This is a genomic window from Roseovarius sp. 10, assembly GCF_033100315.1.
Taxonomy (GTDB): domain Bacteria; phylum Pseudomonadota; class Alphaproteobacteria; order Rhodobacterales; family Rhodobacteraceae; genus M30B80.
Genome location: NZ_JAWLVH010000002.1, coordinates 108,606 through 122,913, shown reverse-complemented (window position 1 = coordinate 122,913; position 14,308 = coordinate 108,606). Strand labels below are relative to the sequence as shown.

10 protein-coding genes are annotated in these 14,308 nt (G+C 57.7%); 5 read left to right on the top strand and 5 right to left on the bottom strand.

The features are described from left to right. Positions 1-11 precede the first annotated feature (11 nt). The 5 genes from RYZ18_RS07815 to RYZ18_RS07795 all read right to left on the bottom strand — a co-directional run bounded on the left by RYZ18_RS07815 (position 12) and on the right by RYZ18_RS07795 (position 7,064). A complete protein-coding gene (locus RYZ18_RS07815; protein ID WP_317656012.1) occupies positions 12-356 on the bottom strand; it encodes a DUF427 domain-containing protein in 345 nt (114 codons plus the stop codon). 70 nt (positions 357-426) lie between these two features. Then, on the bottom strand, positions 427-2,250 hold the full coding sequence (locus tag RYZ18_RS07810; RefSeq protein ID WP_317656010.1) for an aminopeptidase P family protein: 1,824 nt from the start codon (positions 2,248-2,250) through the stop codon (positions 427-429). After that, positions 2,243-4,153, bottom strand: a complete 1,911-nt coding sequence (gene cobT / locus RYZ18_RS07805) for a cobaltochelatase subunit CobT (protein ID WP_317656009.1) — start codon at positions 4,151-4,153, stop codon at positions 2,243-2,245. The genes RYZ18_RS07810 and cobT overlap by 8 nt, the downstream gene beginning before the upstream one ends. 17 nt (positions 4,154-4,170) lie before the next feature. After that, entirely contained in the window at positions 4,171-5,157 is a 987-nt protein-coding gene (gene cobS, locus RYZ18_RS07800) for a cobaltochelatase subunit CobS (protein WP_317656008.1), read from the bottom strand. A gap of 128 nt (positions 5,158-5,285) precedes the next feature. Further along, on the bottom strand, positions 5,286-7,064 hold the full coding sequence (locus RYZ18_RS07795) for a peptidoglycan-binding domain-containing protein (RefSeq protein ID WP_317656007.1): 1,779 nt from the start codon (positions 7,062-7,064) through the stop codon (positions 5,286-5,288). Positions 7,065-7,248: 184 nt separating this feature from the next. Between RYZ18_RS07795 and RYZ18_RS07790 the strand changes: the two genes are divergently transcribed. The 5 genes from RYZ18_RS07790 (at position 7,249) to RYZ18_RS07770 (ending at position 14,130) form a co-directional block, all read left to right on the top strand. After that, entirely contained in the window at positions 7,249-8,187 is a 939-nt protein-coding gene (locus tag RYZ18_RS07790) for a glycine--tRNA ligase subunit alpha (RefSeq protein ID WP_317656006.1), read from the top strand. Next, positions 8,184-8,723 carry a DUF6446 family protein gene (locus tag RYZ18_RS07785; RefSeq protein WP_317656005.1) on the top strand — a complete coding sequence of 180 codons (540 nt, stop codon included), beginning with the start codon at positions 8,184-8,186 and terminating at the stop codon, positions 8,721-8,723. The genes RYZ18_RS07790 and RYZ18_RS07785 overlap by 4 nt, the downstream gene beginning before the upstream one ends. Beyond that, positions 8,720-9,412 (top strand): FkbM family methyltransferase, encoded by a 693-nt coding sequence (locus tag RYZ18_RS07780; protein WP_317656004.1) that lies wholly within the window; start codon positions 8,720-8,722, stop codon positions 9,410-9,412. The genes RYZ18_RS07785 and RYZ18_RS07780 overlap by 4 nt, the downstream gene beginning before the upstream one ends. A 24-nt stretch (positions 9,413-9,436) precedes the next feature. After that, positions 9,437-11,515, top strand: a complete 2,079-nt coding sequence (gene glyS / locus RYZ18_RS07775) for a glycine--tRNA ligase subunit beta (RefSeq protein WP_317656003.1) — start codon at positions 9,437-9,439, stop codon at positions 11,513-11,515. Positions 11,516-11,598: 83 nt separating this feature from the next. Then, positions 11,599-14,130, top strand: coding sequence for a putative PEP-binding protein (locus tag RYZ18_RS07770; RefSeq protein WP_317656001.1), 2,532 nt, complete (start codon positions 11,599-11,601; stop codon positions 14,128-14,130). Positions 14,131-14,308 lie beyond the last annotated feature (178 nt).

The window sequence follows — 14,308 nt, the reverse complement described above, 5'->3', positions numbered from 1 at the left end:
CGGACGCGCTGTTAAATACGCTCGACTGTGACGCGGTCGGTAAAGAAAGCGATATGGCCCTTAATGGCTCGGGCTTCGTCCGTTTTTGGGTCTTCATAAGACCACGCCGCATCATCAATCTGCCCTGATGCCGTTGAAATGGCATAGTAGCTGGCCATTCCCTTCTTGGGGCATTTGGTGGTGCTTTGGGTCTTTTCCAAAAGCGCCATGGCGATATCTGCGCGCGGAAAGTAGATCACAGCGGGCAGATCGCCCTCGCTCAATTCCAATGCCGCAGCAGACTCCGCTACGATCGCGCCACCTGCGCGCACAACATATTTCCCCGATGCAGGGCGAATCGACATTGTGTTGGTCATGAATAGATCTCCTTCTTGGGCCTCTCATACAGGCTTGGTCGGAGAATAGCTAGGGAAGGTAACGGAAAGACTACGCGATGGGCGCAGTGGCCTGCCGCAGCCATGCTTGCGTCTCAGGCGGCACAAGCGGCATCAGGGCTTCGGCCACGCGGGCGTGATATTCGTTCAGCCATGCGATATCCGCCGCCGTCATGTCATGACTGACCACCAAGCGCCGATCAATGGGGGCAAGGGTCAAAGTTTCAAATTCCAACATCGCCCGTGCATCCCCCCCCGCAATTGGGGCGGCCTCTTGGACGACAATCAGGTTTTCAATGCGGATCCCATAAGCCCCCTCTTTGTAGAAGCCTGGCTCATTTGATAAAATCATCCCAACCTCAAGGGGCACATCCGAGGCGCGACTGATCCGTTGTGGGGCCTCATGCACGCTGAGATAGACCCCGACACCGTGACCTGTTCCGTGGTCATAATCGCGTCCAGCGGCCCAGAGGGGCGCGCGGGCCAAAGCATCCAAATCCCGCCCTGCCAATCCTTTGGGGAAGCGCGCGCGCGACAGCGCAATCATGCCGCGCAACACTTGGGTAAAGGCCTGTTTTTCCTCAGGCCCCACATCCCCCACGGGCAGGGTGCGGGTGATGTCGGTGGTGCCATCAAGATATTGCCCGCCTGAGTCGATCAAAAACAGCGTGTTTGGCGCAAGTGGCGCATTGGTGGCCTCGCTCACGCGATAATGCACAATCGCGCCATGTGCGCCTGCGCCTGCGATTGTATCAAAACTGATATCTTGCAGCGCGCCTGTCTCGCGGCGAAAGCGTTCAAGCGCACAGACGCACTCAATTTCAGTCAACCCGCCTTGAAGGGCGCGGTCATCAAACCAATGCAAAAACCGCACCATGGCGGCCCCATCGCGCAGATGTGCGGCACGGGTTGCGTTAATCTCGGCGGGATGTTTGCGCGCTTTGGGCAGGGTGCAAGGCTCGGGGCCTTCGTCAATTTCTGCCCCTGCCTCGGCCAAAATCATCCGCAGCTTATGGGGGGCTGTCTTAGGATCAAGGCGGATGGGGCCAGAGTTTGCCTCTTGGCGCAACCGCTCCTCAAAGCGGTCAAGCGGGTAAAGCGTCACCCGATCGGGCAGATCAACATCCGCGAATTTCGCAGGGTCGGCAAATACGCTGATGCTGCCTGTGCTTGAGAGAATGGCGAAGGCCTGAACCACGGGAAGATGCGGCAGGTCGGCGCCGCGAATGTTTAAAAGCCAGCAGATGGAGTCAGGCAGGCTGAGCACAGCGGCGCTCACGCCTTGGGCGGCGAGATCAAGCCCCACTTCGCTACATTTTTCAACGGCGCTGCGGCCCGCATAGCGCAGCGGATAGGCGCTCGCCTTCCCATCAGGCGGCGGCGGGCGGTCAGACCAAAGCGCGTCAATTGGGTTTTCAGCAAGAGGGCGCAAGGTGATCTGATGGTCGGCAACGGCCTCGGCCAAGCGATCAATCTCGGCCATTGTGTGCAGCCATGGATCAAACCCGATCACGCCGCCCTTCGGCAATGCTGTGGGCAGCCATGTTTCAAGTTTGGTTTTGGGCCAGTCTACAGGGGTGAAGATGTCCAAATCGACCTCATCGCGCACCTGCAGGCGGTAACGGCCATCAATAAAGATACCAACCTGATCTTTAAGAACGGCACAGAACCCCGCCGAGCCTGAAAATCCGCTCAACCACAAAAGCCGTGCATCACAAGGCGCAACATATTCGCCTTGATGGGCATCGGCGCGCGGCACTAGAACACCATCGACCCCAAGTTTTGGGAAACAATCACGCAAAGCGGCCACGCGTGGGGCGCCTTGGTCGGGGCGGGAGGCAGCATCAAAACTTTGAAACTCTGCCCGCTTATCCAAACCGATATAACCCTGATTTTGCGCCCCCGCTGCGCAGTCCCATAACGCGGGCGCGGGCCCGTGGGTCATTGTCAAAGAGGGCCGCCAATTGTTCGGTGATTGCCCCTGCCAATTGTTCGGCATCAGTGATCGTCACGGCGCGCTCGTAATAGCGGGTTACATCATGACCAATCCCAATCGCCAGCAATTCAACGGCACGGCGGCGTTCAACCATGCTGATCACATCGCGCAGGTGCTTTTCGAGGTAATTTGCGGGGTTCACGGATAAGGTGCTGTCATCGACAGGCGCACCATCCGAGATGACCATCAAAATTTTGCGGGCTTCGGTACGGGCCAACATCCGCTTATGCGCCCATTCCAGCGCCTCGCCATCGATGTTTTCTTTCAAAAGGCCTTCTTTCATCATCAGGCCCAAATTGTCGCGCACCCGCCGCCATGGGGCATCGGCTGATTTATAGATGATGTGGCGCAGATCATTCAGACGACCAGGTTGCTGCGCGCGGCCTTGTGCAAGCCATTCCTCGCGCGCGCGGCCACCTTTCCACGCCCGCGTGGTAAAGCCCAAGATTTCGACCTTTACATCGCAGCGCTCGAGCGTGCGCGCCAGAACATCGGCGCAGATTGCCGCGATGGAAATGGGCCGCCCGCGCATCGAGCCTGAATTGTCCAAAAGAAGCGTGACCACCGTGTCGCGGAATTCGGTATCCTTTTCCACCTTAAAGGACAAAGGCGTTGTAGGATTTGCTACAACCCGCGCAAGGCGGCCTGCATCCAATATTCCTTCTTCGCGGTCAAACTCCCACGAGCGGTTTTGCTGTGCCTGAAGGCGGCGCTGGAGTTTATTTGCCAAGCGGCTGACCGCGCCTTTCAAAGGTTCCAACTGCTGATCAAGATAGGCGCGCAGGCGTTCAAGCTCTTGCGCTTCGGCCAAATCTTCGGCGGCAATTTCCTCGTCATGGGCGGTTGAGAATACGGTGTAATCTGGATCAGCATCCGAATGAGGGGGCGCTTGGGGCGGTTCAACGGGCGCATCCCCATCGGGCAGCTCTTGTTCCTCGCCCTCCTCGGCATCGCCGTTCTCATCCATTTGCACCTGTGCCTGAGAGGCGTCCTGCTGTTCTTCTTGCGAACGCTCTGGGTCGGCATCGGCGCTGTCATCTTCCTGACTTTCGCTATCGCCTGTGCTGTCTGGTGTTTCTTCTTGCTCCTGATCTTGATCGGCGCTGTCCTCGTCCTCTTGGTCGTCCAATTGGTCGGGGTCATCGCCCAGTTGGTCAGCATATCCCAGATCAGAGATGAATTGCCGTGCAACGCGCGAAAAGGCGGCTTGATCGTCCAGTGACCCTTTGAGGGCATCTAGGCTTTCGCCGCAGCGTTCTTCAATAAAGGGGCGCCACAGCTCTACGATATTTTGCGCCTCAGGGGGCAGGGGGCGGCCTGTTGCAATTTGGCGCAGCATATATCCCGCCGCGGTCGACAGCGGCGCATCGCTGCGCTCGGTGATTTCACCATAGGCCTTGCGCCGCGCCTCTGCGCCGATTTTTGCGTCAATATTCCCAGCTGTGCCAGGCATGACGCGGGCACCAATGGCTTCGCAACGTGCGGTTTCAATCGCCGTCATCAAATCGCGCGCAATAGGCCCCGTGGGTTCATATTTCGCGGCAATGCGGGGGTTGTGAAAGCGATGACGCAGTGCAAACGCATCAGCCGTGCCGCGCGCAAGCAGAACCTCATCGCGGCTCATGCGGCGGCTGATTTGCGGCAGGCGGATCGTGTCATTGCTGGCGCCGGGCGGGTCAACCGAATAGCTGACCCCAAGATCGGGGTCATTGGCCAAAACCCGTGTCGCATCGGCAAGCGCCTTTTTGAACGGATCGGCTGGGTTATCGGTGGGCTTGCCCATTGGGTGTCGGTCTTTCCTTAGCCAAGGCTGACGCTTGCAGCACTTTCTGGCAATTCTTCATCAAAGCAGCGCTGATAAAACTCCGCCACTGTCTGGCGCTCGAGCTCGTCACATTTGTTGAGGAAGGACAAACGGAACGCATAGCCCGTATCGCGGAAAATCTCGGCATTCTGCGCCCAATTGATGACGGTGCGCGGGCTCATCACAGTCGACAATTCGCCGTTCATAAAGGCCGTGCGCGTGAGATCTGCAACTGTGACCATCTGGCTGACCGTTTTGCGCCCCTCTGCCGTGTTGTAATGGGGGGCCTTTGACAGAACGATTGCGGCTTCGGCATCATGGCTGAGATAGTTCAAGGTCGCCACTAGGCTCCAACGGTCCATCTGCGCTTGGTTGATCTGCTGCGTGCCGTGATAAAGACCTGTGGTGTCGCCCAGACCGACTGTGTTTGCCGTTGCGAAAAGACGGAAATATTTATGCGGCTGAATGATCTCGTTTTGATCAAGCAGGGTGAGCTGTCCATCATGCTCGAGCACGCGCTGGATCACGAACATCACATCAGCGCGGCCCGCATCATATTCGTCAAATACGATGGCGACAGGATTGCGCAAAGCCCAAGGAAGGATACCCTCGTGGAATTCGGTCACCTGCTTACCATCGCGTAGTTTGATGGCGTCTTTGCCGATGAGGTCAATACGGCTAATATGGCTGTCGAGGTTCACGCGCACGGCGGGCCAGTTCAGGCGGGCGGCGACCTGTTCGATATGGGTCGATTTCCCTGTGCCGTGATAGCCTTGGATCATCACGCGGCGATTATGAGAAAACCCCGCCAAAATCGCCAATGTCGTGTCGCGATCAAATTTATAGGTCGAGTCGATCTCAGGCACACGATCAGTCGCGTCAGCAAAGCCTTTAACCTTCATATCACTGTCGATGCCAAAGACATCCCGCACCGAAATTTCTTCGGTCGGTTTTGCATCCATTGCCAAGCTGCCATCTGCCATATCGTAAAACCTCGGGGGAGTTAAAATGCGTCACCTGTGGTGGTGCAACATATCGCGCCGCGCCGCAAGGGGAAGGGGCGTAGGAATTTTGTCTCCGATTTGGGGGTGATTTCCGCCAAATTACACGCTTAACGCGAAAGACAGGTCACCTTTGCTGTAATCGCCTGCGCAAGCCGCGCTAAGCTCTCGCCGCGCAGCGGTTCCTCTCGGACCACACGGGGCAGGGCAGGCAGCCCTGCCGCCGCAAGCGTTGTGGTGATATCGGCAGCAGGCGTGACAGCCCCCCCGCGATAAAGCCCCAAAAGCCCGCCTGTGGCATCAAGGACGGGCCCGCCCAACTCGGTTTGCGAGGGGGTTGGATAGGCGGGGCCTGCGTCCTCCAAGGGTCGCAAGGTGGCCGCTGAAAGCCTGCCCTCATAGGCAAATCCAGCGATATATTGCGCCGATCCCATCCGCGAGGCTGCGGTAAATTCAGCCAAATCTGGTGGGGTCAGCGGGGTGTCTGGCGCAATCACCACAATCCCAAGGGCGCTGTCGCGGTAAATCTCCCGCGCGGCAATCGCATCATTGAGGCGCAGGCTGGAGCAGGTTTGCGGCAGGCTTGCATCGGTTAGGACATGGCCAGTGTCCGTCACAAAAACGCCTGAGCGTTGCGCAAGGGGGCTTGGCTCTGTTTCCGATGTATTCAGCGCGGGTGATGTGCCGCTTGGTGCGGTGTCACGCTCTAACACGCCCTCTAATGCCAAGAAATTTTCCTCAATCTGCGGCATCAGCCGTGCGATGGGGGTATATTCAGCAGCGGGGCCACGGATGATTAAACCCTTAATCGCGCCGCCCTCTAAGCGGGCAAAACCTGTGGTAAAGCGTGCTGCATCACTGGCGGCAATATCAAAACGGCCCCGCAGCATATCGCGCAAGCCCCCTTCGGGCATGATGTCGGCATTCGTTACAATCTCGAACAAAGACTGCAGCCGCGCCTGATCCCCCTCGGCGGAGATCAGCACGACCTCGACCCCGCGCGCATCTGTCGGGGCAAAGACCGCGAAAGGGGGGGCATAGGCCGCGAATTCCACATATCCCATGGGCAAGAGTGCTGCGATGCCCGCGCGGGTGTCCGTGATCCGCTCTAGCCCAAGTTCCCCCAAATCTGCTTGCCATTGCGCGATCAAATCTGACCGTTCGGCGGTGGTTAATACCCCCGTTTCGGGCCAGTCATTCCTGCGCTGCCATGCCGCCATGGCCGCCCGCGTGCCCGCGCCAAATACCCCATCAATCGCCCCATCATAAAAACCGAACCATTGCAGCGCGCGCTGCAAATCATCGCGCGCGGCGGGATCAAGATCTGCTTCGCCTGCGCGCGCTTGGGCAAGGGTTTCTCGCGGTGGCGCATCTGTTTGGGGCGTGGTTACGGGGGCGGCTTTTGGTTCCACGGGTGTTTGTGATGGTTTTTCAGGCGCGTCTTGTGGCGCGATCTCGGGCAAAGGTTCAATTGCGATCACCTGCGGTGCTGTCGCTTGGGCCGCAATAGGCCAGAATTGGCGCGTATAATTTTGCGGCGTTTGCATATAGCTGTCGCTAGGGATTTGACCCGAGGCCCTTAGATCGCGCAGGCGTTCCTGTGCGACCTCGCGCGGATAGGGGCCGAGGGCCAGTGCATATAGGCCCGTGCGCATCATGAACCCTGCCACCCCCATGGTGGCGCTGCGGCTTTCATAGACGCGCAGACGCGATTGCGCCGTAACCAGATCAGGATGCGCTTCGATTTGCACCCAAACCAAATCTGTTTGGGCCTGCGCTTGGGCCTGTGGCGCATGGCCAATCAGACCGGCGCATAGAATGGCCAAAGAGATCACAATTGCCGCCCGCAACCGCGCAGTCTGACCTGCCCGAACCCCGTGATTTTGCATACTGCCCTAATCCGTAACCTTAAGGGTGATTTTGTTCAGGTTATCCGCGAAACGGACGGGATGCACCCCGTTTTCATCAATAATTTCTTAAATTTCCCATCGCGCAGCTCATAAGCTGTGATTGACCCTCGGCATCCTGCGTCCTATGTGGACGACAACTTTCGTTAAGCCCAAGGAACGATCAATGTCGCGCATGGAAAAGCCCCGCAGTTTCCAAGAGATCATCCTGCGTCTTCAAACCTACTGGGCGCAGAAAGGCTGTGCCGTGATGCAGCCCTATGACATGGAGGTCGGGGCGGGAACCTTTCACCCTGCCACAACCTTGCGCAGCTTAGGTTCGCGGCCTTGGGCGGCAGCTTATGTGCAGCCCTCGCGCCGCCCCACCGATGGCCGGTATGGGGAGAACCCTAACCGCTTGCAGCATTATTACCAGTATCAGGTGCTGATCAAACCAAGCCCGCCCAATTTGCAAGATCTCTATCTTGGTAGCCTCGAGGCCATTGGGATTGATATGGCGATGCATGACATTCGCTTTGTGGAAGACGACTGGGAAAGTCCGACTTTGGGCGCTTGGGGCCTTGGTTGGGAAGTTTGGTGTGATGGCATGGAGGTCAGCCAATTCACCTATTTCCAACAGGTGGGCGGGCATGATTGCCACCCTGTGTCGGGCGAGTTGACCTATGGTCTTGAGCGTCTGGCGATGTATGTTCTGGGCGTGGATCATGTGATGGAGATGCCGTTTAATGATCCAGATGCACCGATTGCGTTGAAATATGGGGATGTGTTCCGTCAGACCGAGGAAGAATATTCCCGTTTTAACTTTGACACGGCCAATACAGAAATTCTTTTGCGTCAGTTCGAAGAGGCCGAAGCGGAATGCCAGCGCATCCTTGCCGCAGAAAATATTGATCCCAAAACAGGCAAGCGGATCATCATGGCGCATCCTGCCTATGATCAATGCATCAAGGCAAGCCACATGTTCAACCTGTTGGATGCCCGTGGGGTCATTTCGGTGACGGAGCGGCAAGGTTACATCGGTCGCGTGCGTGCATTGGCGAAACTTTGCGCTGACGCTTTCGTGCAAACTGAGGCGGGCGGATTTGAGGCGGGGCAGCACGCATGAGCAATAAACGTGTGGGTCGTTTTGTGGTGGCGGCGATTGCCCTGTCCGCTTTGGCGGCAGGGGCGGGAATGTGGTATGCGCAGACCCGCGCCTATTATGCCCCTGTCATGCCCGATGATCCGCGCGGGCAGATCACGCTCAGCGTTGATGGCACGCCCATGTCTTTGGCTATTTCCAACTTCGATGGCATTGACAGCAACAGCTCGCCCATTCGGTTCCGCGCTTGTTTTGATCTTGAGACAGGCCAAGAGGCGCTGATTTCGGCAGCGGAACCTTACGAGGGGGCAACGCCCTTGATCGCGCCATCTTGGTTCCAATGTTTTGACGCCGAGGCGATTGGTGCCGCCTTAGAGGCGGGACGCGCAACCGCCTATTTGGGCGCGCGCGATTTTGTCTATGGGGTCGATATCGTGGTTGCCTTGGATGACGTAGGGCAGGGCCATGCTTGGCGGCAGATCAACCCGTGCGGCGAAGCGGCCTTTAACGGGGATCCTGTGCCAGAAGGGTGCCCCCCTGTCCCTGAGTGGATGCAATGACCGAAACCCTCACCGAACTTGAACAGCTGCAAGCCGAGTTTGATCGGTTCCGCCGCCGCGCGCGCCGTAATGCGCGCAAGACGCAGGCGGATGGGCTGTTGATGGGGGTTGTGTCGATGCTGACCCCGCGTGATGTGGTCTGCGATTGTGGGGCGAATGTTGGGGATGTGACCGCACAGCTTGCCGCGTCAGGCGCCCATGTCCACGCATTTGATCCTGACCCCTATTGTATTGATATGTTGAAGAAACGCTTTGCCGATGCGCCAAACGTAAACATTCACGAAGCGGCACTCGGCACGCGCGAAGGCACGATCCAATTGATGCGGGCTGTCAATTTTGACGAAAACCCAAAAGGTGCATCCGTTAAATCCACTGTCTTGGAGGGCGGGCGGATGATTGATCAGGATCTGGGGCACGCGATAGATGTGCGCCTGTTGGATTTCCCGGCCTTTTTGCGTGATCTCATCGCAGAGCATGGCGAAATTGCCTTTGTCAAAATGGATGTCGAGGGCGCTGAGCTTGACCTTCTCGAAGCGATGGAGGCGGCGGGCCTGTTTGACAAAATCCGCCTGACCGTGGCTGAAACCCATGAAAATAAATTCAAAGAGCTTCGCCCCCGTTTCCGCGCTTTGCGCGAACGCCTGAGCGAGGCCTATCCGATCACCCGCGTCAACCTTGATTGGATCTAACGCGACCGCAATAGGACGAAATCTATGCCCGATCTTCTGCTGGAACTGTTTTCCGAAGAAATCCCTGCCCGTATGCAAGCCAAAGCGGCCGAGGATTTGAAATCGCTTGTCACCAATGGTCTGGTTGAGGCGGGGCTGACCTATGCGTCCGCGGCTAGTTTCGCGACCCCCCGCCGCCTGTGTTTGGTGGTGGACGGGCTGAGCGCCAATTCCCCAACCACAACAGAAGAACGCAAAGGCCCACGCGTGGATGCGCCAGAGGCCGCGATCGAAGGGTTCTTGCGCGGCGCAGGCGTGTCACGCGATGCGCTTGAGACACGCGAAGATAAAAAGGGCGAGATTTATGTCGCCCGTATCACCCATCAGGGGCGTGACGCTGCGGATATTATTTCGGAATTGGTGCCATCAGTCATTCGCAATTTCCCATGGCCGAAATCCATGCGCTGGGGGGCAGGGTCTTTGCGGTGGGTGCGGCCTTTGCATTCTATCCTATGCCTCTTGACCGATGAGGCGGGCGCAGGCGTTGTGCCCTTCGAGGTTGATGATATTGTGGCGGGTGACAAAACACGCGGCCATCGCTTCATGGCCCCTGATGCCTTTGCTGTCAGCAGTTTTGAGGATTATGAAGCCAAGCTGAAACGTGCCCATGTGATCTTGCGCGCTAATGAACGCGCAGATGCCATTTGGCACGAGGCCAGTCAAATGGCCTTCGCCGCGGGGTTGGAATTGGTCGAAGATCGCGGTCTTTTGGCCGAGGTGGCGGGCCTTGTGGAATGGCCCGTTGTTTTGATGGGCGAGATTGGCGCGGATTTCTTGAACCTGCCACCAGAGGTTTTGCAGACCTCGATGAAAGAGCATCAGAAATTCTTTTCTGTGAAGAACCCCAAAACAGGGCGGATTGAGCGCTTTGTGACTGTGGCCAACCGCATCACCGCAGATGAGGGTGCGACCATTTTGGCGGGCAATCAAAAGGTGCTTTCTGCGCGTTTGTCAGATGCGAAATTCTTTTGGGAAAATGATTTGCGCGTTGCCAAATCGGATATCACCCAATGGACGCAAAGCCTTGAGAATGTGACCTTTCAGGCGAAACTTGGTTCGCAGGCCGCGCGGATCGAACGGATTGCGGAGTTGGCGGCGGAGCTGGCGCCAATTGTGGGGGCGGACGCAGATCAGGCGCGCCAAGCGGCCAAAATCGCCAAAGCGGATTTGTCCTCTGAGATGGTCTACGAATTCCCTGAATTGCAAGGTCTGATGGGGCGCTATTACGCCGCTGAGGCAGGCTGTGCGCCTGAAATTGCAGCGGTTGCGCAGGAACATTACCAACCCCTTGGCCCGTCAGATGATGTGCCAAACGCGCCTTTGTCCGTTGCCGTGGCCTTGGCCGATAAGATCGACACGCTGACGGGCTTCTGGGCGATTGATGAGAAACCAACAGGCAGCAAAGACCCCTACGCGCTGCGCCGAGCGGCCTTGGGGGTGATCCGCCTGATCTTGGACAATGGTGTGCGCTTGAACCTATCCGTCCCCTTCGTTTCGCGTGGTGCGGGTTTTGGGTCTGATGCACCTGAGGCTGCGGCCGCAGACCTCCTTTCGTTCTTCCACGACCGCCTCAAGGTGCATTTGCGCGATGAGGGCATTCGCCATGATGTGATTGATGCCTGCCTGTCGATGGCGGGCAATGATGATTTGGCCTTGGTCGTGGCGCGGGCGCGCGCGGTGCAGGCGGTGCTGTCGACCGATGATGGTGAAAATCTGATCCAAGGCTATCGCCGTGCCAACAACATCCTGACGCAAGCAGAGGCTAAGGATGGGGTGGAATATCGGTTTGGTGCAGATATGAAATTTGCAGAAACCGAGGAAGAACGCGCGCTTTTCGCGGCCCTTGCCGCGGCGCGGGACGCGGCCAACCCCGCCCTAGCTTCTGAGGATTTTGCGACCGCCATGGCCGCTTTGGCCGCGCTGCGCGGCCCGATTGATGCCTTCTTTGAAAAGGTGCAGGTCAATGCGGATAGTGAAATAGTGCGGCGCAATCGTCTGAACTTGCTGCATGAAATCGTGGAAACTTGTGGCAAGGTCGCCGATTTGTCGCGCATCGAGGGGTAATGCTGCATCGCGGCGCTTTACAGATCGCGTTATGATTGTATCTTAGTGTCTTGGCCAGTTTCGGCTAAGAGTAAGAATTGCAAATGAAAAATCGCCCCGACTATACGCTGATCACCGCCACGGCGGATATGCACACAGCCACTCATGGCAATCGCGCCAAATGCTTGCAGCGTTTGGTGCGCTTGGGTTTGCCCGTGCCTTTGACAGCGGCCTTGTCCTTTGATGCTGTGCGCCAAATCGCGCAAGGGGTGGTTCCTGATCTGGCCCCGCTTTGGGCCGAGTTTGGCCCTCATGCCTTGGTTTCTGTGCGCTCCAGCAGCCAAGCTGCGGATTGGGGCGGGCCGGGCACGGTGCTAAATATCGGGATGAATGACGAATTGGCTGAGCATTTGGCCAAGGTTCATGGGCGCAGCGCGGCAGATCAGCTTTATGTCAATTTCATCCGCGCCTATGCGGTGGATGTCTTGCGTCTGGATGCCGATGAATTTGAGGGGCCGCTGACCCCACGGATTGCCAAAGAGCATTTCGAGGATGAAGCGGAGGAGGCCTTTCCCCAAGACCCCGCCGTGCAGTTGCGCGAGGTTCTGCGCTCTATGGCGCGGGCGTGGGAGGGGACAACCGCGCGGCTGTTGCGGCAGGCGCAAGGCGCACCTGCTGATGCGGGGCTTGGTCTTGTGGTGCAGCGTATGGCACTGGGTGTCGGTGAGGGCGTTTCGGGCTCTGGTATCGTTCAGATGATTGACCCCGACACGGGAGACGCCGATGTGATCGGTCGTTTCGTGCCGCAGGCGCAGGGCCGGGTGGCATTGCGTGATGATGATGCGCTCTACATCCGCAGTGATGCGCGTGGCCATTCCCTTCAAGATGCGGCGCCAGAGGCCTATCATGATTTGATCGCTGCGGGCGCTTTGATGCGCGAGAAATTGCGCGAAGAAATGCAGATTGAATTCACCTTGATGAATGGTCAGCTGAACATTCTTGACGCGGTGCGCGCGCCCCGGTCTGCACGCGCGGCAGTCGCAACGGTGGTCAATTTGGCCAATGATGGCGTTATTTCGCGCGGTGAGGCTTTGTCGCGGATACCGCCCTTTTCCTTGGGGCAATTGTTGCACCGTCAGGTGGATGCCGAGGCCCCGCGTGATGTTTTGGGGCGTGGTATTGCCGCCGCACCTGGGGCTGCGACCGGCAAGATTGTCTTTTCCTCCACCGCGGCCCAGGCCTTGGCCGCGCAAGGCGAAGCCACAATTTTGGTCAAGCGCGAAACCAGTTCCGAAGATGTGCGTGGGATGCACGCCGCGCAGGCCGTTTTGACCGAGCGGGGTGGTATGACCAGCCATGCCGCCGTGATTGCACGCGGGCTTGGTTTGCCCTGTGTAACAGGCGCAAGCAGCCTGCAACTGGATATGCGCAAGAAAACGCTCACCACCGCAGGGCGGCGCGTGTTCCATGAGGGGGATGTGATTACTGTTGATGGCTCCTCTGGTGATATTTTGGTGGGGGCGGCCAAGATGATCGAGCCTGCTGTTGGCGGGGCCTTTGCCACGCTGATCCAATGGGCCGATGAAATTCGCGATATCGGCATTCGCGTCAATGCGGACACAGTTGAGGATGTGGAAACTGCGCAGCAATTCGGTGTTGACGGGATCGGATTGTGCCGCACAGAGCATATGTTCTTTGATCCAAATCGCCTGACTTTGATGCGCGAAATGATTTTTGCCGAAACCGAAAGTGACCGCGCGGCAGCCTTGGATCGATTATTGCCGATGCAACGGGGCGATTTCACCGAGCTGTTTAAACGGATGCAGGGCAAGCCCGTGTGTATCCGACTGTTTGATCCGCCTTTGCACGAATTCTTGCCCTCAGATCGCGATGGCATTCGCGCCTTGGCCGAAGCGTTGGATTTGCCCGTAAGCCGCGTGGCCGCGCGCATTGAATCGTTGCAAGAATATAACCCAATGCTGGGGATGCGCGGCGTGCGTCTTGGGATCACCGTGCCTGAGATTTATGACATGCAGGCCCGTGCGATTTTTGAGGCAACCATTGCTGCAAGCGAGGGGAAAAACCCCGTTGTTCCCGAAATCATGATCCCGCTTGTTTCGGCCAAGCGCGAGGTTGAGTTGGTAAAATCACGGGTGGATGCGGTCGCCGCCGCCGTTGCCGCGCAAAACGGCAAAAGTTTCACCTATCGCCTTGGGGTGATGGTTGAGACGCCGCGCGCAGCGTTGCGGGCGGGTGAGATCGCGGAATCGTCGTCCTTTTTGTCATTTGGAACCAACGACTTAACCCAAATGACCTATGGTTTGTCGCGCGATGATGCGGGGCGCTTTATGTCGGCCTATGTTCAGCAAGGTGTGTTTGTGGAAGACCCGTTCACCCGCTTGGACACGGAAGGGGTGGGTGAATTGCTGCTCATCGGCGCAGAACGTGGGCGCGCTGTCCGCCCCGAAGTGACCCTCTCCATCTGTGGGGAGCATGGCGGTGATCCAGATTCGATCCGCTTTTCGCGGATAGCTGGTTTCGACTATGTGTCTTGTTCACCTTTCCGTGTTCCCTTGGCCAAGCTGTCGGCGGCACAATGGGTGTTGGAGGATGAGACTCTCCCCGCAAAGCGTTGATATTGCGTTGAGTCTGCCATCTGATTTGCCAAGGCCTACGTCTAAATGATGCGGTGTGCTGCGCGTCAAACACAAAAACGCGGGTCAAGTTGTCGGTTTTAGAAAACCGTGCTAATGGCTCTGTCGCATTCTGATCAACGGATTGCGACATTGGGGATCAACCCCAAGGAGCAGAGGT